18 protein-coding genes are annotated in these 21,649 nt (G+C 45.6%); 12 read left to right on the forward strand and 6 right to left on the reverse strand.

From position 1 onward, the window contains the following. Positions 1 to 812: 812 nt before the first annotated feature. Positions 813 to 2,312, reverse strand: a complete 1,500-nt coding sequence (bchE, locus tag D082_RS03620; RefSeq protein ID WP_028946442.1) for a magnesium-protoporphyrin IX monomethyl ester anaerobic oxidative cyclase — start codon at positions 2,310 to 2,312, stop codon at positions 813 to 815. 102 nt (positions 2,313 to 2,414) lie between these two features. Between bchE and D082_RS03625 the strand changes: the two genes are divergently transcribed. The 4 genes from D082_RS03625 to D082_RS03635 all read left to right on the forward strand — a co-directional run bounded on the left by D082_RS03625 (position 2,415) and on the right by D082_RS03635 (position 4,332). Next, a complete protein-coding gene (locus D082_RS03625; RefSeq protein ID WP_028949106.1) occupies positions 2,415 to 2,633 on the forward strand; it encodes a hypothetical protein in 219 nt (72 codons plus the stop codon). A 29-nt stretch (positions 2,634 to 2,662) separates the two neighbouring features. Next, on the forward strand, positions 2,663 to 2,836 hold the full coding sequence (locus D082_RS18505) for a hypothetical protein (RefSeq protein WP_158506490.1): 174 nt from the start codon (positions 2,663 to 2,665) through the stop codon (positions 2,834 to 2,836). 64 nt (positions 2,837 to 2,900) lie between these two features. Continuing rightward, a complete protein-coding gene (locus D082_RS03630) occupies positions 2,901 to 3,644 on the forward strand; it encodes a glucose 1-dehydrogenase (RefSeq protein ID WP_238546819.1) in 744 nt (247 codons plus the stop codon). A gap of 49 nt (positions 3,645 to 3,693) precedes the next feature. Further along, complete coding sequence (locus D082_RS03635; RefSeq protein ID WP_028949104.1) at positions 3,694 to 4,332, forward strand: TMEM175 family potassium channel protein; 639 nt, start codon at positions 3,694 to 3,696, stop codon at positions 4,330 to 4,332. Positions 4,333 to 4,552: 220 nt separating this feature from the next. On the opposite strand, the gene D082_RS03640 is transcribed toward D082_RS03635, so the two are convergent. Beyond that, positions 4,553 to 7,153: a M1 family metallopeptidase gene (locus D082_RS03640; protein WP_028949103.1), complete on the reverse strand. Its 2,601-nt coding sequence runs from the start codon at positions 7,151 to 7,153 to the stop codon at positions 4,553 to 4,555. Between the two features lie 182 nt (positions 7,154 to 7,335). Beyond that, the gene (locus D082_RS03645; RefSeq protein ID WP_028949102.1) at positions 7,336 to 8,349 is read right to left on the reverse strand and encodes a type I glyceraldehyde-3-phosphate dehydrogenase; all 1,014 of its coding nucleotides are present in this window, start codon (positions 8,347 to 8,349) and stop codon (positions 7,336 to 7,338) included. A gap of 255 nt (positions 8,350 to 8,604) precedes the next feature. Here D082_RS03645 and murC point away from each other — a divergent pair, with 255 nt between their 5' ends. The 8 genes from murC to hemN all read left to right on the forward strand — a co-directional run bounded on the left by murC (position 8,605) and on the right by hemN (position 18,249). Further along, positions 8,605 to 10,122, forward strand: a complete 1,518-nt coding sequence (murC, locus tag D082_RS03650) for a UDP-N-acetylmuramate--L-alanine ligase (RefSeq protein WP_028949101.1) — start codon at positions 8,605 to 8,607, stop codon at positions 10,120 to 10,122. 70 nt (positions 10,123 to 10,192) lie between these two features. Further along, complete coding sequence (gene murB / locus D082_RS03655; protein WP_028949100.1) at positions 10,193 to 11,146, forward strand: UDP-N-acetylmuramate dehydrogenase; 954 nt, start codon at positions 10,193 to 10,195, stop codon at positions 11,144 to 11,146. 88 nt (positions 11,147 to 11,234) lie between these two features. Continuing rightward, the gene (rpmG, locus tag D082_RS03660; RefSeq protein WP_028949099.1) at positions 11,235 to 11,432 is read left to right on the forward strand and encodes a 50S ribosomal protein L33; all 198 of its coding nucleotides are present in this window, start codon (positions 11,235 to 11,237) and stop codon (positions 11,430 to 11,432) included. A 98-nt stretch (positions 11,433 to 11,530) separates the two neighbouring features. Next, a complete protein-coding gene (gene rpsR / locus D082_RS03665; RefSeq protein ID WP_010873737.1) occupies positions 11,531 to 11,746 on the forward strand; it encodes a 30S ribosomal protein S18 in 216 nt (71 codons plus the stop codon). 372 nt (positions 11,747 to 12,118) lie between these two features. Beyond that, positions 12,119 to 14,206 (forward strand): elongation factor G variant FusB, encoded by a 2,088-nt coding sequence (gene fusB, locus D082_RS03670; RefSeq protein WP_028949098.1) that lies wholly within the window; start codon positions 12,119 to 12,121, stop codon positions 14,204 to 14,206. Positions 14,207 to 14,639: 433 nt separating this feature from the next. Then, complete coding sequence (gene acsF, locus D082_RS03675) at positions 14,640 to 15,716, forward strand: magnesium-protoporphyrin IX monomethyl ester (oxidative) cyclase (RefSeq protein WP_028949097.1); 1,077 nt, start codon at positions 14,640 to 14,642, stop codon at positions 15,714 to 15,716. Between the two features lie 141 nt (positions 15,717 to 15,857). Further along, positions 15,858 to 16,610 carry a heme oxygenase (biliverdin-producing) gene (locus D082_RS03680; protein WP_028949096.1) on the forward strand — a complete coding sequence of 251 codons (753 nt, stop codon included), beginning with the start codon at positions 15,858 to 15,860 and terminating at the stop codon, positions 16,608 to 16,610. A gap of 238 nt (positions 16,611 to 16,848) precedes the next feature. After that, positions 16,849 to 18,249 (forward strand): oxygen-independent coproporphyrinogen III oxidase, encoded by a 1,401-nt coding sequence (gene hemN, locus D082_RS03685; RefSeq protein ID WP_028949095.1) that lies wholly within the window; start codon positions 16,849 to 16,851, stop codon positions 18,247 to 18,249. Between the two features lie 273 nt (positions 18,250 to 18,522). Here hemN and D082_RS03690 read toward each other — a convergent pair whose 3' ends face one another. Genes D082_RS03690 through D082_RS03700 form a run of 3 tightly spaced genes read right to left on the reverse strand, consistent with a single transcriptional unit; the run spans position 18,523 to position 21,622 of the window. After that, positions 18,523 to 19,341: an EI24 domain-containing protein gene (locus D082_RS03690; protein ID WP_238546820.1), complete on the reverse strand. Its 819-nt coding sequence runs from the start codon at positions 19,339 to 19,341 to the stop codon at positions 18,523 to 18,525. 5 nt (positions 19,342 to 19,346) lie between these two features. After that, entirely contained in the window at positions 19,347 to 20,843 is a 1,497-nt protein-coding gene (locus D082_RS03695) for an anthranilate synthase component I (protein ID WP_081857604.1), read from the reverse strand. Further along, a complete protein-coding gene (locus D082_RS03700) occupies positions 20,747 to 21,622 on the reverse strand; it encodes an energy-coupling factor transporter transmembrane protein EcfT (RefSeq protein ID WP_028949092.1) in 876 nt (291 codons plus the stop codon). The genes D082_RS03695 and D082_RS03700 overlap by 97 nt, the downstream gene beginning before the upstream one ends. Positions 21,623 to 21,649: the final 27 nt, after the last annotated feature.

Raw genomic sequence — 21,649 nt, forward strand, 5'->3', positions numbered from 1 at the left:
CGGACAGAGTCAAGTTTTATCCATTATCCCTTACAAAGTGAGAATATTTTGAAGGATTGTAACGAGCGGCCAGGATTTCTGCAAGATGCCCAGGGGGTGAGCAAAGGGATTAAAAAGCCTAAGGATAGTGTGGTTAGCCCTACCTTAGGCTCTGTTGCCAATTGGCGATCGCCTATGGACTATGGCGTAGCTACGATGAGCTCGCCAGCGACGACATTTTTGTGACTGACCCTATGGCGGGTGTGAACGAAGCTGGAGTCATAGAAGACTATCCCGATCATCGAACAGTAGCCTCTATCTTGGTTTTATAGAGAAATTTACAGAATCAGCCTATCCATACGGTTTGGGGAATACTCCAAAACGCAAATTCCACCGCCGTTTTGATTACTGCTTACCGGCCCAGTGACAACAAAAGGGAAAACAACTACAAAACAAGAAAATCAGAAACACCAGAATCCGAACAAAAATTATTTACGAAGGGGAATATATGGCAGAAACTCAAGTTGAGCTAACCTACACTGAACCATGATTGGCCACCCTACTCGTCTCTCACAGAAGCTCAAAAAGTTGATCAACTAAGGCTGGCCTTCGGCCAACATGATTTAAAACCGCTTCTGGTTTTGCTCGTATTTACCATCCGACCCTGGTTGTGGTCGCTTAATAACAAGCCGATTTAAACAGAGAAAAGTGATGAACTGCATGGCACCAATGGGTTACAACAAAAAGGCCAAATGGCGATCGCCTTGGGGGTTTTCATTTTACCGATGGCAGAAGTGATAGAGTTAAGCAAAAAATATTCTGATCGTTTTTAGCTATTTATGAGTAGTACTTAAGGGAACTTCTTGATGTTCTTGTGGTATCCCCCAAAATTCCTGTAGTGTGGGCCCATTTTTCACTCGGCGATCGCCAAAGAGAAAATTAACCAGCTCATGTACTAAAACACGACGACCCATCAAGGTAAACCAATACATTCCATGTCGCGAAGCCCCATTTGGTTGAAAAAATGACCGCCATAACGCTTTGGGTCGAGTTTGTAGCAAAATTTCAATCAACTTTACCCACAGGAAAATTCGCCATGGAGGCATATGCGGAGTTGCTAAAACTTGGTGCTTATAGTCCCATTTGGTTTGATCAAGCTGGATAACACGCCTTTCCGATGCAATGCGATAGAAACCAGTCCAACGATGGGGCGTAACGTACAATGACATAATTTGATCGGGATCGTAATACAGTAACTGTTTTAAAGCCCGAATAAAATCACCGTCTCTAACCTCTTCAAAATCGGTTACCCAAGTAGCAAGAGAGAGAATATTATGCTGTCTTAGTAATCGAATTGCTTCACGATCAGTACTTGTTTTACTTCCTTTTCGTATATGCTTGAGGGTAGCTTCATCGGTATTTTCCATACCCAACAAAAATCGCTCGACTCCGGCTTTATGATAAAGGTGCAAAATATCAGCATCCCGTACAATATCATCTGCTCGGGTTGAACCGATAATCGTTATGGATATATTTTCAGCAATGATTGCTTCGCAAAATTCTCGCCAAATAGTTTTATTTACCGTTGGATTTTCATCAGCCAAATTGAATAATTGCACACCATGAGTTCGATGGAGCCAAGCAATTTCTTGGGCAAATTTTTTAGGATCACGATGTCGCCAACGGGCCCAAAATCCCCTTTGTCCGCAATAGTTACACAAATGGGGGCAACCTCGGGAAAATTGGATAACTACGGCCTGTTTGCCGCCATAATAACTATATTTTTTCAAATCTACGAGTTCCCAGCCGACACGATAGGCATCAAGGTCTTGAATCATGGGAGCAGGAGGCGTTTCAATGATCTGTTCGCCGCGACGGAAGGCGATACCTTCTACTCTACCTAAATCATTCTGGTTCTCAAGGGCGGCTATCAGTTTTGGCACAGTAGCTTCACCTTCGCCCCGAATAATAAAATCAATTTGGGATTCTTTGGTTAGGATGTCATGAAAATGATAAGTTGGAAAAACGCCACCATAAACAATTATCAAGCTTGGCAATCGTTTACGTAAAAGCAACGTTAGGCGGCAAACGATGGGGTGGGCGGAAGTTGACCCAGAATGCCCAATTAAAAGTAATTGCGGGCAATGAGCATAAACTCGTTCTAAGATTTCATGATCCTTAAGCGGACCAAATTCAGCATCGAGGAGAGTAACATCATGACCAGCATCCAACAATGGGCCACCAATACTTAAAAGCCCCAGAGGTGGCAGTTGTTCCTTTGGGATTCGGCTACCAATGGCCGGGTGGGGTGGGTTTAAAATGAGAATCCGCATTATTTATTTTATTCACTTTTGTCAGTCAGGATTCAGAATAGAGGCGATCGCAAAAAAAAACAGGTATGAGCCATACTTTTCAGCAGATTTTACAAGAAAATTATGAACACCAGAACCCAAACAAAAATTATTCACGAAGGGAACCATATGGCAGAAATCGAAGTTGAGCTAACTTACACCGATCATGATTGGTCTCCCTACTTATCTCTTATAGAAGCGCAAAAACTTGATCAACTCAGGCTGACCCTGCGTAAAAATAATATTAAAACTGCTTCTCGTCTTGCTCGTATTTACCATTTGACCCCCGTTGTGGTCGCTTAACAAAAGGTCAATTCAAATAGAGAAAAGCGATGAACTACCATGGCAACAGTGAATTACAACGAAAAGGTAGGATGACGATCGCCTTAGCGGGGTTGCAACGGAGATTATCTCAACTGATCAAAGATTTGCGCCATAGCTGTTTAAATATTCTGGCAGAAGTGGAGGCCCGCATCGATAAAATCATCTCCAAATATGAAAGCTAGCTGAGCTAGGATTAATAAGCTAACTTTAGAGTGGCGTGATTAAGGGGTGCCGAGAATGAGTTCAATGGCTGATAAAGTCGCAATTGTGACGGGGGCAAGTTCTGGTATTGGTCGTGCAACTGCGATCGCCTTCGGCAAGGCTGGGGCAAGCGTAGTAGTAGTGGCTCGCCGCGTAGACAAGGGAGAAGAAACCGTTAGACTCATCACAGAAGCAGGTGGCAAAGCCGTATTTGTTCAGGCAGATGTTACAAAAGCCTCTGACATTGAAGCAATGGTTCAAAAGACAGTTGAAACCTACGATCGGCTTGACTATGCATTTAATAATGCTGGTTCTGGAAGCTCTAGGAAAATTGTTGACTTATCGGAAGCAGATTGGGATTTTGAAATTAATGCCAATCTTAAATCCGTTTGGTTGTCAATGAAGTATGAAATTCCTGTGATGCAGAAATCAGGGGGAGGGGCAATCGTAAATACGTCTTCTCAAGGCGCCCTCCTTGGCGTTGCAAATTATGGAGCTTATGGAGCAGCTAAAGCGGGAGTAATTGCCCTTTCTCGTACAGCAGCGGCCGAGTACTCTTCTGATCGAATTCGGATCAACACCGTTAGTCCTGGCGCTGTAAAAACTGATTTGTGGGCAGGAGCACCTCCTGAAATGCTCGATCAAGTTGCGGCGGGGATTCCGTTACAACGCATTGGTGTACCAGAAGATATTGCTGAGGCCGTGGTTTGGCTTTGTTCCGATGGGGCGGCGTTTGTGACTGGGCAGAATTTAGTTATTGATGGTGGATTTACTGCTGTTCAAAGGTAGCCTAATACTTTGAGAGGTATTCGTATATTCATATAGGCAAGATACAAGCATGATGACACCGCTAGATGAAAAAGAAACCGGACGAATTGAGGCCTTTAGCGATGGAGTCTTTGCAATCGCGATCACGCTACTGGTTTTGGAAATAAAAATTCCGACCCATAGCACTGTAGAAGCCTCTAGTTTAGCTTCAGCTTTGCTATCTCTCTATCCAAGTTATCTGGCATTTTTGACAAGCTTCGTCACAATTCTTGTCATGTGGGTAAATCACCATCGAATTTTTAGTTTAGTTCGACGGAGTGACCACGCCTTTCTCTATTGGAATGGCCTATTGCTAATGTTTGTTACCTTTGTGCCATTTCCTACGGCATTGCTGGCGGAGTATCTACTGCACCCAGAGGCGAAAATTGCTGCCGGTGTTTATGCAGGAACATTCTTAGTAATTGCCATTGTATTTGCCGGACTTTGGAAGCATGCTTCGAGGTTTGGACGGCTACTAGGCCAGGGAGCAAAACAAGAAGATATTGAGGGGATAACAAAACAATACCGTTTTGGAACACCGTTATATTCAATTGCCTTTGTACTATCATTCGTATCTGTGTGGCTAAGTGTAGGTCTGTGCGCTGTACTAGCTATATTTTTTGCGTTTCGAGGATTTTCGTTCAAACGCTTAAATGAAGACCCATATTAGCTCTAGTCGCATTCTAGCCTAAGTCTGGGTCTGTCACAGTCGTCATGATGGATTAATTTCTTTGCAAATATGGCCAATTCGATTAAGAGTGGGGACAGTATGACGGGCTCAAATACTTTTGGCAAAGGAATTATAGAAGATATCGTCATCTCAATCTTATTGCAAGCAATTATACATCGAATATACATCGAAAAAATGGGGAGAGCTGTAAGCTTTGAGATTAATTAATGGCATCGGCGGATATTTTGATAACAGTTTCTAGCTTGGCAAGGCGACTTTGAAGATCTTGGTTTTCCTGTTGTAATTTCTCCAAGCCCGTTTGTAGATCTTTGATTTTTTCGTCACTGCCAATTTTGCCTTGGACCTTTTTCACCGCTTCTTCCGCCATGCGCCGTACCCGACCATCGGGGGTTTGGTTAGCCAAATTCTGCAAAATACCGATCGCCTTGGGGGTTTCCATCTGGCCGAGGGCGGAGGTGACTGAGACTTGGGTCAGGAAAAATTCTTCCCGGGCGATCGCCTTTAGTTGCTCCAGAATTTCCGTCAGCTTTTCCGGAGATTGACCAACGGAAACGGCCCCTAAAGCTCGAATGGAAGCGAGTCTCAGAGGTTGGGGCACACCATTGGCGGTGTAGGTCAAAATGTTATCCACTGCTTTGGGGGAAGTGGTCAATTGACTCAGACCGGCGATCGCCCCACAACGGACCACTTCATTCCAACCGGCGCGGGTTTGCAAAACGGTGGTTAATTGTTCAATAATTTCCAGTTCTTTTTCCTTGAGCAGACCGGAGCCAAACCCACCGAGGCTAGTGGCCGCCGCTGCTTCAGCGTAGTAACTCGCTTCTCCCTGGGCAAGGCAATTTTTAATTGCTTGGTAACTCGCTTCAGTTTTAATTTTAGCTAACGCGGCAATAATTGCCCGCCGCACCTTGGGATGGTCATTTTTGTCTAAACCCGTGATTAATGCCACCCCCGCTTGTTCTAGGTTAATTCCGGCTAATTGTTCGGTAATTTCTACCCGCACGCCCCAGAAAGGCTCTTTTTGTAATCTTTCGCCTAGAAATTCCACCGCTTCCAAACCGCCTTGTTTGCCAATGGCGATCGCCGCTTGAATGCGGGAGATGGGATCGGGATCATGGATGCATTGCGCTTTTAACTCCGTTAAAGGATAGGCTAATTCCATGGTTTTGAGAAAATTATTACCCTGGTCAAAGCTAATAAAATCTGGCTTGCGAGTTAAAGGAAAATAAAAAACCTGCTCCCGTTCTTTAAGTTGCAAAGGAATGATTTGATTGGTAATCTTTTCTCCGTCTAAAAAATTAAAGGCTACGGGGATTTTTAAGTTAAATAAATCTTTGTGGTCACTATCGGCTTTTGCTTGGGTTTGGGTCACAGTTAACTTGGCTAATTTATTGTCATTATCCCAACTGTAACTAACCTTAAATTCGGGATGGCCACCCCGGAAAACATACTGATCAAAGAGCCAAAGTAAATTGAACCCAGTGGCCTTTTCAATAGCCCGTAGTAAATCAATGGTTTCCACCGTGCCGTGGGCATGGTCGTTAACAAAGGTGTGGACAGCTTTAAAAAATAGCTCATCCCCCAATACGGCCCGGATCATGTGGTAAACACAGGCTCCTTTTTCGTACAAATGGCGATCGTAAAGTTCGATGGCTTCCCGGTAAATATGGGTAACAATGGGACGGCGGTAACGGGAACTATCCTCTGCCAAGTAGTTACGGGCTTCTCCCAACAGGTAATACGCCGCTTCATCCTGGCCATATTCGTGGTCTGTCCACAAAACTTCAGCATAGGAAGCCATACCTTCCTTGAGCCAAGCATGGGACCAATGTTTAATAACAACTAAATCCCCAAACCATTGGTGGGCCAATTCATGGGCCACTAAACTTTCCGTATTGCGGTTATCTAATGCCGCCCGTTCATCAAGTAAACACCGATCCATTAACAAGGTGGTGGAAGTGTTTTCCATGCCTCCGAAAATAAAGTCTGCTACACAGACTTGGTCATAGTTGGGATAGGGATAGGGGTAGCCGAAAGCCTGATTAAAAAACTCGATCATACGAGGAGTTTTGTCCATGCTCCTCTGCCCATCCGCTTCCCGACCTTTTTCGACGTAGTAGCGCACCGGAATATCGCCATAATGATCTGTTATTTCGGCAAAATCCCCGATCGCCAAGGTCATCAAATAGGTAGGGTGAATTTCGGTTTGGGACCAATGGAAAATTTGTTCCGAGCCCAGATCTTTTTGCTCAATTAAACTGCCGTTGGAGATGACTCGGTAGGGTTTTGCCACCTGTACCCGAATTTCCGATGTGGCCAATTGCCCCGGATAGTCAAAACAGGGGAACCAGTAACGGGAATCCTCATCCTCCCCCTGGGTCCAGACTTGCACTGGCTTATCGGGATAATGGCGATCGGGCTGGATAAAATAGATGCCCCGGCGGGGATTTTTCAATTGGTATTGAATTTCTAGGGTTACCGGTGCTGTGCCCAGGGGTTGCAATAGGTTAATGGTTAACTTTTCCCCGTCCTGATTAAAACTCTGACTTACCCCTTTAATTAAGACCCAGGCAATTTTCAAATCCACCGCATCCAACACCAATTGTTCAATGCCAGGGCGCACGGGGGTGAGGGTAAGACGACAGACCCCCTGAAGATGCCGTTCTTCAAGATTGATTTTCAAGTCCAAAAAAATATGATTGACCTGCCCCGGGCGATCGGGGTTGTAGTGGGGCTTAGCACCGGGCAATTCAAAACTTTTCCGTTGGTTGGACTCGGTATCAAAGGTTAAAAACGACATGGGGTAAGTTTTGCCGGGTTGAGGAAAGGGTACTTTTCAAACCATAACCCTGAAAGTCTTTCCCTGACAAGCATGGAGACAAAATGGGCATAAACAAGAAAAATCCCCCTAGGGCAAGGAGGATTGAGTAAAACTATGGGTTTATTATTTAGTCAATTGTTACTGTTCGATGAGCCCAGAACTTACTTCCAATTTTTAGCCACAATTTCAGCCAAGTCTACCACCCGTTGGGAATAGCCCCATTCGTTGTCGTACCAAGCAATGACTTTCACCATGTCACCTCCCATTACCATGGTCAGACTACCATCCACAGTGGAGGAACAGTCTGTACCCCGGAAGTCGCTGGAAACCAATTCCAAATCAGTGTAGTCCAAAATTCCCTTGAGGCTAGTGGCCGCGGCTTCCTTGAGCACCCCGTTAACCTGTTCGGCAATGGTGTTTTTCTCCACTTGCACCACCAAGTCCACCACGGAAACGTTGGGGGTGGGAACCCGCAGGGCAATACCGTTCAATTTGCCTTGGAGTTCGGGGATAACGAGGGCGACCGCTTTGGCTGCACCGGTGGAGGTGGGCACGATATTGACAGCGGCGGCCCGGGCCCGGCGTAGATCCCGGTGGCTAGCATCGAGAATCCGTTGGTCCCCGGTGTAGCTGTGGGTGGTGGTCATGGTCCCTTTGATGATGCCAAAATTATCGTTGATTACCTTGGCGATCGGGGCAAGGCAGTTGGTAGTACAGCTAGCGTTGCTAATTACTTGATATTCTTCGTGTTTGTATTCATGGGCGTTGACCCCTACTACATAGGTGCCAATGTTGGGGCCTTTACCAGGGGCGGTGATTAAAACTTTCTTGGCCCCAGCTTGGACATGTTTGGTGGCTCCTTCGTTGGTAACAAAAACGCCGGTAGCTTCGATGACTAGGTCTACGTTCCACTCCGCCCAGGGCAAATTGAGGGGATTACGGTCAGAAACACACTTGATGGTTTTGCCATTGACGGTAATGGAGTTATCGTCGGCGCTGATGTCCGCGTCCAACTTGCCCAGCATGGAGTCGTAGCGCAAAAGGTGAGCATTGGTTCTAGGATCAGAGGTGTCGTTGATGCCGACTACTTCCAACTGGCTATCGGTGCGCCCCAACCAGCAACGGAGAAAATTGCGTCCGATCCGTCCAAATCCGTTAATTGCTACTCTAGTCACGTTCGTCTTGCCCTCTCTGTTTTAGCTCAGTACATTTAAGGATTATTAATGACACCAATCATATCCTATTGCCTGAACACTTAGATCCCGAATTTAAAAGGCGGGGTGGGGAATCTTTTTGCCTATCTCTACGTCCCCATTTACCGTCAACTCTAGGTTTCATCTATGCCTGGAGGGGTAGTTTTTGCTATGATGTCGCTCAATTACAGGTGCGGTGAACCGGCAGGTGATTGTAGACGTTAACATTTCTGGCTTGTGAGGAGCGTTGCTGTGGGTGCTGTGGATTTTAGTGGTCGTCCTTTCCATTTCCTGGGAATTGGGGGCATTGGTATGTCGGCTTTAGCCTACGTCCTCGCAAAACGCCATTTACCTGTGTCGGGTTCCGATCTGCGCCGCAGCCACATTACCGATCGCCTGGAGTCGGTGGGGGCAAAAATTTTCCAAGAGCAGGTGCCAGAAAATCTAGAGTATTTCCAGTCCCTCCAAGTCAGTCCGGCGGTAGCTGTGTCCACGGGGTCCCCTGGTCTGGGATTAACCCTCGAGCAAATTGCAGAGTCCGCCAGCAATGGAGTGAATAGCAACGGCCATTACCAAACCCATTGTTTACCCCAGGTAGTCTGCTCCACGGCCATCAATGAAGGTAATTTGGAATACCAAGGGGCGATCGCCAGGAATTGTCCTATCTATCATCGCTCCGACATTTTGGCAGCTTTGATTGGTGAGTCCCGGGGCATTGGGGTGGCGGGTACCCATGGCAAAACCACCACTAGCAGTTTAATTGGCTACGTTTTAAAAGAGGCTGGTTTGGACCCCACCATTGTGGTAGGAGGGGAGGTGGATGCTTGGCAAGGCAATGCCTATCTTGGTTCGGGGGAATACTTGGTGGCGGAAGTGGACGAGTCCGACGGCTCTTTGACTAAGCATTATCCTGAAATTGGCATTGTCACCAACATCGAGTTGGACCATCCTGACCATTACGCTACTCTGGCGGACGTAGTGGAAATTTTCCGCAGTTTTGAGTCCCATTGCCAAACGCTCATTGGTTGCCTGGACTGCGGGGTGGTGCGGCAACATCTTTCCCCTACCATCACCTACAGTTTGGAAAATCGCCCCGGGGCGGACTACCAAGCCCGACAAATTTATCGCCAGGCCCATGGCAATGAGGTAGAAGTATGGGAGCGGGGAGTTTGTTTGGGCACCATGACTGTTACTTTGCCCGGTGACCATAACATTAGTAATGCCTTGGCCGCCGTGGCGGTGGGTCGTTTGCTGGGTTTGGATTTCCCCGTTATTGCCAAGGCGATCGCCAACTTTAATGGAGCCAAACGCCGCTTTGAGTGCAAGGGCTACTGTAACGGCATTACCTTCATTGATGACTATGCTCATCACCCCAGTGAACTACTGGCAACCCTGGCCGCCGCTCGCCAAAAGGTAGCCCATGGCAAATATCAGCGGGTGGTGGCTATTTTTCAACCCCATCGCTACAGCCGCACCCACACCTTTTTGGCGGAATTTGCCACTGCCTTTAAAGATGCAGACCTAGTGGTTTTAACGGACATTTATAGTGCGGGTGAGCAAAATCCCCACAATATTAAAGGAGAAGATTTAGCTAAAGCGGTGGGCCAACACCATGGCCATGTGGTTTACCAGCCCCAATTAACGGAATTGCAAGAATTTTTACCGAAGATTTTACAAAGCGGTGACTTGGCCCTGTTTTTGGGAGCCGGCAACCTCAATCAACAAATTGGCCCTGTGCTGGCGGCCTGTGCCTAGGCTGGACAGGCTAATCTAGGGTCAACTGTGATTGTTTTTCCTTGTTCCGCTAATTTTCCGCACTACCGCCATGATTATTTCCTCCGCTACCCGTCCCACCTCCATGGAAACTCCGGCGATCGCCCTGGCGGGGACAGCGACCATTATTCAACCCCAAACCTCCTTGGCGGAATTCACTACCTATCGGGTGGGAGGTAAGGCGGAATGGTATGCGGCACCCCGTTGCCCGGAGGACTTAACCGCTGTATTGGCCTGGTTTCAGGGTCAGGATTTACCGTTAACTTTTTTAGGGGCCGGGTCAAACCTATTAATTAGTGACCAAGGCTTGCCCGGCTTAGTGCTGAGCACCCGTTATCTGCGGCAAAGCAAATTTGAAGAGGAGCAGGGGTTAATTACCGTGGCCGCGGGGGAACCGATCGCCAAAGTAGGTTGGCAGTGCGCAAAACGGGGTTGGCAAGGATTGGAATGGGCTGTGGGAATTCCCGGTACGGTGGGGGGAGCTGTGGTTATGAATGCTGGAGCCCATAATCAATGTACCGCCGAAACCTTGGTGAAAGCCACGGTAATGGCCCCCAATGGTAGTTTAGAAGTTTTAACCAACGAACAATTAGGTTTCACTTACCGCACATCGAATCTGCAAAAACATCTCGGCGATCGTCTTGTGGTGGACGCCACTTTCCAATTAACGCCGGGATTCACCAGGGAAGAAATCATGGCCCGCACCACCCGCAATTTACATCAACGCAAAAGTACCCAACCCTACGATAAACCCAACTGTGGCAGTGTGTTCCGGAATCCCACTCCCCTCTACTCGGCCCGTTTAATCGAAGAGTTAGGGCTGAAAGGTCACCGCATTGGTGGGGCAGAGGTATCCCAACGTCATGCCAACTTCATCGTCAATATTGATAACGCTAAAGCCCAAGATGTGTTTAATTTAATCTTCCATGTGCAGGGGGAAGTGGAAAAACACTGTGGCATCCGATTAGAGCCGGAAGTGAAAATGTTGGGGGATTTCAATAGTTAACACCTGGACAGAGGGTTTTGCCGCAAGCCTAATTTGTGCAATAATCGGAGTTTGCGCATAAATTACCGTATTCCTTCCTGCAACAGTTATGGCTAAAAAAGGTAAGGGGGCACGCCTCGTCATCACCCTAGAATGCACCGAGTGCCGCAGTAACCCCGACAAACGTTCTAATGGCGTTAACCGCTATACCACGATGAAAAATCGTCGTAACACCACCGCCCGGTTAGAACTGAAAAAATTCTGTCCCCATTGCAACGGACACACCGTCCACAAGGAAATTAAATAATTTTTCCTGCTATGCAATTGCTCCCCCATAGTTCGGTATCCGCTTTGTAACCGAGATGCCCAAACTAGCAGCCCATCAAATCATCTTCGCTAATCTCCATGAACTACTACCGTAAACGCCTTTCTCCCCTCCCCCCTAATCAGCCCATCGACTATAAAGACACAGAACTGTTGCGTAAATTCATCACCGAGCGCGGTAAGATTTTGCCCCGACGCATCACCGGTTTAACTGCTAAGCAACAACGGGATTTGACCACCGCCGTGAAACGCTCCCGTTTGGTGGCTCTGTTGCCTTTTGTCAATAAAGAAATTTAATTTTCCGTCTTTGGGGCAGGAATGGCTCCGCAATGGGGGCAATCAGGGGCAAGCAAATGCCTTCTGACCAACAAATTGACGGACAAAGGTGCTTCTAACTCCCCTGCCATTTGGTGGGGGATGTCTCTTTTGCTCGGAAATATGACTTTGGCGATCGCCGTTCGGTGCCCTCCATCTACTCCCCTGGGGCACATATAATTTACAATTGTTTAGATTGTGGCTGTTTCAAATGGGCCTCCTCTTTGGCCTGTCGTTGTGGAACCAAGTCCAATTAAGGCACAGAACTCCGACCGGCAAACAACACCACCCCATAACCTATACATCCAACCGCCCCTATGTTTGCTGTTGGCTAAAATTTACACGTAAATTCCTATGGAAAAAGATCTCACTCGTTACCGCAATATTGGTATTTTCGCCCACGTAGATGCGGGTAAAACCACCACCACCGAACGGATTTTGAAATTAACCGGGAGAATCCATAAACTCGGCGAGGTACACGAAGGCGAATCCACCATGGACTTCATGGAGCAAGAAGCGGAGCGGGGCATCACTATCCAATCGGCGGCCACCAGTTGTTTTTGGAAAGAGCATCAACTAAATATCATTGACACCCCTGGCCACGTGGACTTCACCATTGAAGTTTACCGCTCCCTCAAAGTACTGGATGGCGGTGTGGGGGTATTTTGTGGTTCCGGTGGTGTGGAGCCTCAGTCGGAAACCAACTGGCGCTATGCCAACGATTCCAAAGTTGCTCGTTTGATTTATATCAATAAGCTTGATCGTACTGGAGCAGATTTCTATCGGGTGGTAAAACAGGTGGAAACGGTGCTGGGGGCTAAACCCCTGGTGATGACTCTGCCCATCGGTACGGAAAATGACTTCGTTGGTGTGGTGGATATTCTGACGGAAAAAGCCTATATTTGGGATGATTCCGGCGATCCCGAAAAATATCAAATCACCGATATTCCCGCTGACATGGTGGACGATGTGGCCACCTACCGGGAAATGCTGATCGAAACAGCGGTGGAACAGGACGATGAGCTAATGGAAAAATACCTGGAAGGGGAAGAAATTAGCATCGACGATATCAAGCGTTGTATTCGTATCGGTACCCGCAAGTTAGACTTTTTCCCGACCTATGGTGGTTCCTCCTTTAAAAATAAAGGGGTGCAACTGGTGCTAGATGCCGTGGTGGATTATTTGCCCAACCCGAAGGAAGTGCCGCCCCAACCGGAAGTGGATTTGGAAGGGGAAGAAACTGGGAAGTTTGCCATTGTCGACCCGGAAGCTCCCCTACGGGCCCTGGCGTTCAAAATTATGGACGACCGCTTTGGTGCTTTGACCTTCACCCGGATCTATTCCGGTACCCTGAGCAAAGGGGACACTGTGCTCAACACCGCCACCGGCAAAACGGAACGCATTGGCCGCTTGGTGGAGATGCACGCCGATTCCCGGGAAGAAATTGAATCTGCCCAGGCTGGGGACATTGTGGCGATCGTGGGGATGAAAAACGTGCAAACGGGCCACACCCTCTGTGACCCCAAAAATCCGGCCACGTTGGAGCCCATGGTCTTCCCTGACCCGGTAATTTCCATTGCCATCAAACCAAAGAAAAAAGGCATGGACGAAAAATTGGGCATGGCCCTGAGCAAAATGGTGCAGGAAGACCCCTCCTTCCAGGTGGAAACCGACGAAGAAAGCGGTGAAACCATTATTAAAGGCATGGGGGAATTGCACTTGGATATCAAAATGGATATTCTCAAACGCACCCACGGTGTGGAAGTGGAAATGGGTAAACCTCAGGTAGCCTACCGGGAATCCATTACCCAACAGGTGTCGGACACCTATGTCCATAAGAAGCAGTCCGGTGGTTCTGGTCAGTATGCCAAAATTGACTACATCGTGGAGCCTGGGGAGCCCGGTTCTGGCTTCCAGTTTGAGTCTAAGGTTACCGGTGGTAACGTGCCCCGGGAATATTGGCCCGCAGTGCAAAAAGGTTTTGACCAGAGTGTGGTTAAAGGGGTTTTGGCCGGCTATCCTGTGGTAGACCTCAAGGTTACCCTCACGGACGGTGGCTTCCACCCCGTGGACTCTTCGGCGATCGCCTTTGAAATTGCCGCTAAGGCTGGTTACCGTCAGAGCTTGCCCAAAGCCAAGCCCCAAATTTTGGAACCGATCATGGCGGTGGATGTGTTCACCCCGGAAGACCATATGGGAGATGTCATCGGCGATTTGAATCGTCGTCGGGGCATGATCAAATCTCAGGAAACTGGCCCCATGGGGGTGCGAGTAAAAGCGGATGTGCCTTTGAGCGAAATGTTCGGCTACATCGGTGATTTACGCACCATGACTTCGGGTCGCGGTCAGTTTTCCATGGTGTTTGATCACTATGCTCCCTGCCCCACCAACGTGGCCGAGGAAGTAATCAAAGAAGCCAAGGAACGACAAGCCGCCGCTTAATTCGCTTATAGTTAATTTAATTGAAAGTAAGACACTGACCGGAGCTAAAAGCCTCTTTGGTAAAGACCTTAGTCATCTCAACCTTACTTTGATTGACTATAATTCTAAATTTGACTGTCCCAAATGTTTTCTGCCCCCATTTTCGGGGGCTTTTTTGTTTTTGGGAGGGATAACTTGGACTTCCCCTCTGGCAAATCACAAAAGAGTAAAGCTTAGCATTTCTTTATAAATCCCCACAAACTAGGCCGGATAATAATTTTTCCCCTTCGGAAACTATGGAGTAACAATGGAAACTGTCTTGTCAGGGATCGGAGAATTGGCAAAGATGAAAAGCAACATCAAAATTTTTCCTTAAAATTTTTCCTTGGGTTTTTTTCCTAATTTGCTTTTAGGCTTTCCGCCGTATCCTTGAACATTTTTCCGTTAATTAACGATGGTATCCACCTCCCTCCCGACTCAGTTAGAAACCATTCGCCCCGGCATCAAAGCCCCTGTTAAAGAAACCCTGCTCACCCCCCGTTTCTACACCACCGATTTTGATAAAGTTGCCAATATGGTGTTGACTCTCCAGGATGAGGAAATTGAAGCGGCGTTGGAGGAGTTGCGGGCGGATTACAATCGCCACCATTTTGTGCGTAATGATGACTTTAAACGTAGTTTTGATCACATTGATGGCACTACTCGCCTAGCATTTATTGATTTTTTAGAACGGTCTTGTACGTCTGAATTTTCTGGTTTTCTACTGTTTAAGGAATTATCCCGCCGTCTTAAGGGTCGTAGCCCCAAATTAGCAGAAGCTTTTGCCCTATTGGCTAGGGATGAAGCTCGCCACGCCGGTTTTATTAACAAGGCCATGGCGGATTTTGGTCTTTCCCTCGATTTACGTTATCTAACCCAGAAACGAACCTATACTTTCTTTCCACCGGAATGGGTAATTTACACTGTTTATTTGTCGGAAAAAATTGGTTACTGGCGTTATATTTTAATGTTCCGCCATCTGGAAAAAAATCCTGATCACAATATTTATCCCCTGTTTAACTATTTTGAATGTTGGTGTCAAGATGAAAATCGCCACGGGGACTTTTTTAAAGCTTTACTCCGTTCCCAAACCGCCCTCTGGAAAACCTGGCAATCCCGACTCTGGGCTCGCTTTTTCCTTTTGACTGTATTTGTCACCCATACTTTGACCGTGTTTGAACGGACAGATTTTTATCAATCCGTCGGCCTAGACGCCAAGCAATACAACATTGATGTGGTGAAAAACACCAATGAGACCGCCGCTCGAGCTTTTCCAGAAGTTCTGGACACGGATAATCCCCGATTTTTTCCCCGTCTAGAAGCCTGTGCCGCCGCCAATGAAAAACTAACGGCGATCGCCAATGGTGACTCCCCTAAATTAGTTAAATTTTGCCAAAAATTGCCCTGGATTACTGTAATTATTTGGCAAATGCTCTGTATCTTTTTGCAAAAACCAGTCAATGCAGAAGCCCGTCGGGGTGTGGTGTGCTAATGGCTTTATTTTTTGAAAAGCAAATCAAAGTCTAACTAAATTTAACTAACATTTAACTAATAGTTTTAACTTTGCCTGACTAAATTTTACTCCTTTGGAATTCACTCCGATTTTTGCTCATCATTCTTTTTGGTAAAAACTATGACTACCCTTGCCCAGAAACTTCGTCACGGTACCCAACAGTCCCACACCCTGGCGGAAAATACAGCCTATATGAAATGCTTCCTCAAAGGTATTGTAGAACGGGAACCCTTTCGTCAATTATTAGCCAATTTATATTACGTTTACAGCACGTTAGAGGGCGCATTACGACTAAATCGAGATAATGCAATTATTAGCGAAATTTATTTTCCTGAGCTGAATCGCACCGATAATTTGGCCGAGGATTTAGCCTACTATTATGGTCCCAACTGGGAACGGGAAATTCAGCCAACCCCCTGCGGCAAAATTTATGTTGATCGACTTAAAGCCCTTGCCAAAGGCGACCCTAAATTACTCATTGCCCATTGCTACACCCGATATTTAGGTGATTTATCCGGTGGTCAAAGCTTAAAAAATATTATCCGTTCTGCCTTGCAATTGCCGGAGGGAAAAGGCACCGCCATGTACGAATTTGATAGTTTGCCTACTCCGGTTGCGCGCCGTCAGTTTAAAGAAATGTACCGTGATGCTTTGAATAGTTTGCCCTTAGATGAAGCAACCATGGATTGCATTGTGGAAGAAGCTAATTATGCCTTTGCCCTCAATCGGGACGTGATGCATGACCTAGAAAGTTTAATCCGAACGGCGATCGGGGAACACACCTTTGACTTATTAACTCGTCAGGATCGTCCTGGTAGCACGGAAGCCCAAAGCACTGCTGGCCATCCTGTAGCCTTAATGGTGGGGGAATAGGTTAAACGGGGAGATTGAGAGAATATTGATTTTTGCTTAAATGCTCTCCATGACAATTTTTTCTAAGCAAAAAATCAATTAAATATAAACTCTGCTAGTCAAGTTTTATTACTTTCTTGATTTTGCAATTTGATATTCATTTCACCTAAGAAAAAAGCTAAAATATTCTTTCCATAATTAAAAAAAATAAATACTTTGATAAAAATTTGTTTAAATAATTTCGATAATATCTAAATTTATGAATACCGCATTTCCTGCCATCGAATTTAATGCTGAATTATTAAATAAATATAACCAAGGCATTCCCCGCTACACTAGCTATCCTCCAGCCACAGAATTGACTCCGGAATTTGATCTCAGTGATTTTAGGGCAGCCATCAACCTGGGCAATTATAAAAAAACGCCCCTATCGCTCTATTGTCACATTCCTTTCTGTGCCAAAGCTTGTTATTTTTGCGGTTGCAATACCATCATTACCCAACATAAACCAGCGGTGGATCCCTACCTCAAAGCAGTGGAAAAACAAATTGCTATGGTGGCACCTTTACTAGATAAACACAGACCGGTCCAACAATTACACTGGGGTGGTGGTACACCTAATTATCTCAGTTTGGAGCAAGCAGAATTTTTATTCACTACCATCACTAATGCTTTTCCGCTGGCAGAAAATGCTGAAGTTTCCATTGAAGTGAATCCCTGTTATATAGACAGAGATTATATTTTTGCACTGCGTCAATTGGGATTTAATCGCATTAGTTTTGGCATCCAAGATTTTAATCATCAAGTACAGGAAGCGGTTAATCGAATTCAACCGGAAGCTATGTTATTTGAGGTAATGAATTGGATTCGGGAAGCTAATTTTGACAGCGTCAATGTCGATTTAATTTATGGTTTGCCCCATCAAAACCTCGTTACATTCCGAGAGACTTTGCGTAAAACAGCTCAGCTTAATCCTGACCGCATTGCTGTGTTTAATTTTGCCTATGTGCCCTGGCTCAAACCGGTACAAAAGAAAATGCCAGAGGCGGCCCTTCCCCCAGCAGCGGAAAAGCTAAAAATTATGCAAGCTACCATTACTGATTTAACTGAACAAGGCTACTTTTTCATTGGCATGGATCATTTTGCCAAACCTAATGACGAGCTGGCGATCGCCCAACAACAGGGGGAATTGCACCGTAACTTTCAGGGTTATACTACCCAACCAGAATCGGATTTGTTAGGTTTTGGCATCACTTCCATCAGCATGTTGCAGGATGTATATGCCCAAAATCATAAAACATTAAAATCTTTTTATAATGCCCTAGACCGTCAGGAAATTCCCATTGAAAAAGGCTTTAAACTGAGTCAAGATGACTTGATTCGTCGTACTGTAATCAAAGAGTTAATGTGTCAATTTAAGCTCTCTGCCCAGGAATTAGAAGACAAGTATAACCTTGGTTTTGATTGTGACTTTAACGACTATTTCGCCAAAGAATTAACTGCCTTAGATGTCCTAGAAGCTGATGGTTTACTGCGTAGGTTGGGAGATGGGTTAGAAGTTACACCCCGGGGTCGGATTTTAATTCGTAACATTGCCGCTGTGTTTGATACCTATCTGCAAAGTAAGCAACAACAGCAGATGTTTTCCAAAGCTATTTAGTAAGCTTAATTAACCCGTATTTTTTTAAGGCAAACTAAGCTTGCTGATATAGCAAAGATTAGGAAGATTAGGACTAATAATCACTGAAACCCTTTCCAAATATAGTTAATTCAAATAAGATTGAGATGACTAAAGTCTTTACCAAAGACACTTTTAGCTTTGGTCGATGTCTTACTTTCAATTAAATTAACTATAAGAGTTTTAAAATTAAAAATTTCCTAAGCAGCCCACTTTTTTCCATAGTGAAAAAACGTACGTCTTTAAGGGAGAGTTTTATTTTACCTCCACTTCTATTTCTTCCTGGGATTGGAAAAAACGGGGGTAAATTTCTTCGCAGAAAAATAAAGTACCCGCGGTAACACAAAAAGGAATAGTTACTAAGTTAACCAGAGGAATGCTGACCCAAACTAAACTTGCTAGGGCAAAGCCAGCACTCAGGGGTAAAGATTGAAAAATCAATAGTAACTTACGACGAAACCTGAGACGGCGGCGTTCGAGGGGAGGGTCAAAAAAATCTAAGCAAGTTAATAAAGATGTAGAACTAATGCCTACTAATGTGGCAAGGGGAGTACCAAATGCAGGCAGGAGGTTAGTGGAAAAACCAATAATGGTAAAAATAATTAATAAAACTATTTTTTTCAGTTCAAAAGCCAAAGCCCGTTTGATGTCCTGTAACAATCCCACTTCCTGAATGGTTAATTTACCTAGCAATTTTTTTTCCAGCTTTTCTGATAAGACGCTATACCAAGGGGAACCTAATAATCCCCCCACTTGGGAAAGCAAAAATCCCGCAATAACTAGCAATAGTAAGCGTATTAGCCAGATATAAAGAAAAAAGATAAATTTTAGTATTGGTAAGATATAAGGCAGTATTTGAGGGATACGTTGGCTTAAAAGCTCAACCCAATCCTGGGCATAATCACGTAGTATATCAACACTATCATTGCCTAGATTTAATAGTTGCCAATAAAGTAACACACCTAGGCTAATATTAATAATTAAAGGAATAATAATATAAACTAGTAATCCTGGAGTTTCACGTAGAATTTTGAATGTGCGGAGTGGATAAGTAAAGCCTTTGAAAAATCCCATATTTTTTATACTCCCTCCAATGCTGCCAATAAAGCCTTGGCTTTTTGCAATGATTCTAACCATTCCTTAGTTGGATCACTATCGGCCACAATGCCCGCTCCTACTTGTCCTGTTACTTGTCCAGGGGTGAATAAAAGGGTGCGAATAAGAATATTTAAATCTAAGTTACCCCGTTGATCCCAATAGCCGCAGGAACCATAAAACAAACTCCGTCGCACTGGTTCTAATTCTTCGATAATTTCTAGACAACGCACCTTGGGACAGCCAGTAATGGTGCCACCGGGAAAAAGGGCTTTGACTAAATCCACTCCGGTTTTGCCTGGTTGTAAAATTCCCCTTACGTTACTAACTAAATGGGACACATGGCTGTAACGTTCGATCGCCAATAGCTCATCTACTTCCACCGTGCCCCAGGTGCAGACCCGCCCGAGGTCATTGCGCTCTAAATCAACTAGCATGATATGTTCTGCCAATTCTTTTTTATTGACCAATAGTTCCCGCCGTAATTGTTCATCTTCGTCCAAATTTTTTCCCCTGGGCCTGGTGCCGGCAATGGGTCTGGTTTGGGCAATATTTTTCTCTAGTTTCACTAATCTTTCCGGTGAACAACTAACCACATCTCCCCACGGCGATCGCCAGTAACTAGCGAAGGGGGAAGGATTGATAGTTTGTAGATGTTCATAGACCTGCCAACTGTTGAGTTTTTGCTCACTTTTAGCAATGAAACGTAGTGTTAAATTAGCTTGGAAAATATCCCCCGCTTTAATGTATTGTTTCGCTTGGTTGACCATGGCTTCATATTGATTTTGGTCAGTGGTGTAAGTCAAATTTAATGGGGGAAATTGGGGCTGTGAAATTAAGTTATCTTCCTCGGCTAACTGAGTTTGAAAAAGCTTAATTTGTCCCCGGTCGGTGGTGGCCAACCACAATAATTGTTCTTGGTGATCTAAAATCGCAAAATTTTCAGGTTCGTACCAATAAGCCACAGGAAAAGGTAAATCGTCAGCCTTTAAATAAGGTAATTTTTCTATGGCCCAGGCGGTATCGTAACCTAGCCACCCCAACCAACCACCATGAAATGGCAGATGATCGGGAATATTTTCTGTCAAATTTACATTATGATTAAATCGAAAAAGTTGATTTAAGACGCTAAAAATTTCTTGCAACCTAGGGGTCAATAATCGACCCTTTCTTGGTGGGCCGGCACAGAGGGAATAACGCCCTAGATGGGGATAATCCGGCGAAGGGGGGTAGGGACTTTCCAGCAAAGTGGCAATGCTTCCCTCGCCAAACAATTTACTGAACACTGCACTGCCAGTACGACCTTGTAAGGGTAAACAATCCCAGTGCCAAGGTTGCGGTTCCTGCAGGGCCATCTCCCGGAGATCCGCTATAGGGTGCGCCATTAGGCCATGCCTCCCCACACTACCCGAGCGCCCCAAAATAGAACCAAGGTTCCCAGCACTAACCAATCTGCCCGGACAATGCGTAATTGATGCCATTGCACCTGATGCTCATTGGGACTGGTAAAGCCCCGCACTTCCATGGCGATCGCTATCTGCTCTGCCCGCAGTAAAAGATTTTCTAGTAACCTTTCCACCACTAAAATCCAAATTTGAGCGCTGCGTTTAATGCCTAATTTTTTCCAATTAATGGCTCTGGTACGAATGGATCGAAAAAGATTTTGAATTTCTTCCATTACTAAAGGAATAAAGCGTAGAGCCAAAGTCAGAATTAAGGTAATTTCTGTAATGGGCAATTTAAAACGTCGCAGGGGGGACATCAACTCTTCTAACCCCGCGGTAATTTCCTCCGGGGCAGTGGTAAGTAGATATAGGTTAGTGCTGTAAACTAGGGTAAAAATTAAGGTGCTAATGCGAATACCCAACTCCAAAGAGCGACGGGTTACTAACAGTTTGCCCCATTCAAACAAGACGTACTGATAGGGGGTGGTGGGAACAGTGATTTCACTAGCTGGCGATCGGGGTTGCCCCAACACAGTAAAACCGTCGGGGCTGAAGGTGGTTAACAGAAAAATTAGACCGGAAAAAAACACCAATAGTCCCATTTGTTGCTTCCATACCCGCCAAGGAATACGAACCCCTAGGGTTAGGACTATTAAAAAAACAACAATGCCGATGCGCCAAACAGCGTTCGCTAGCACTGGGGCTAACAAAAAGCTCATCAGCCAAGCCAGCTTTACCCTGGGGTCAAGGCGGTGCAACCATGTCACCGGATTTTCCAAATATAAGCCGATGGGTAAAGACCGCATCAAGTCCATAGCAAGGCCTGCCCTACAAAGATTGGT

Origin of the sequence: Synechocystis sp. PCC 6714 (assembly GCF_000478825.2) — a bacterium.
Classification (GTDB): domain Bacteria; phylum Cyanobacteriota; class Cyanobacteriia; order Cyanobacteriales; family Microcystaceae; genus Synechocystis.

Bases quoted from the DNA above. Each gene is read 5' to 3' on its own strand.
- bchE (WP_028946442.1), bottom strand. From the start codon at position 2,312: ATGCGGATTCTCATTTTAAACCCACCCCACCCGGCCATTGGTAGCCGA.
- D082_RS03625 (WP_028949106.1), top strand. From the start codon at position 2,415: ATGAACACCAGAACCCAAACAAAAATTATTCACGAAGGGAACCATATG.
- D082_RS18505 (WP_158506490.1), top strand. From the start codon at position 2,663: ATGAACTACCATGGCAACAGTGAATTACAACGAAAAGGTAGGATGACG.
- D082_RS03630 (WP_238546819.1), top strand. From the start codon at position 2,901: ATGGCTGATAAAGTCGCAATTGTGACGGGGGCAAGTTCTGGTATTGGT.
- D082_RS03635 (WP_028949104.1), top strand. From the start codon at position 3,694: ATGATGACACCGCTAGATGAAAAAGAAACCGGACGAATTGAGGCCTTT.
- D082_RS03640 (WP_028949103.1), bottom strand. From the start codon at position 7,153: ATGTCGTTTTTAACCTTTGATACCGAGTCCAACCAACGGAAAAGTTTT.
- murB (WP_028949100.1), top strand. From the start codon at position 10,193: ATGATTATTTCCTCCGCTACCCGTCCCACCTCCATGGAAACTCCGGCG.
- rpmG (WP_028949099.1), top strand. From the start codon at position 11,235: ATGGCTAAAAAAGGTAAGGGGGCACGCCTCGTCATCACCCTAGAATGC.
- rpsR (WP_010873737.1), top strand. From the start codon at position 11,531: ATGAACTACTACCGTAAACGCCTTTCTCCCCTCCCCCCTAATCAGCCC.
- fusB (WP_028949098.1), top strand. From the start codon at position 12,119: ATGGAAAAAGATCTCACTCGTTACCGCAATATTGGTATTTTCGCCCAC.
- acsF (WP_028949097.1), top strand. From the start codon at position 14,640: ATGGTATCCACCTCCCTCCCGACTCAGTTAGAAACCATTCGCCCCGGC.
- D082_RS03680 (WP_028949096.1), top strand. From the start codon at position 15,858: ATGACTACCCTTGCCCAGAAACTTCGTCACGGTACCCAACAGTCCCAC.
- hemN (WP_028949095.1), top strand. From the start codon at position 16,849: ATGAATACCGCATTTCCTGCCATCGAATTTAATGCTGAATTATTAAAT.
- D082_RS03690 (WP_238546820.1), bottom strand. From the start codon at position 19,341: ATGGGATTTTTCAAAGGCTTTACTTATCCACTCCGCACATTCAAAATT.
- D082_RS03695 (WP_081857604.1), bottom strand. From the start codon at position 20,843: ATGGCATCAATTACGCATTGTCCGGGCAGATTGGTTAGTGCTGGGAAC.
- D082_RS03700 (WP_028949092.1), bottom strand. From the start codon at position 21,622: ATGGACTTGATGCGGTCTTTACCCATCGGCTTATATTTGGAAAATCCG.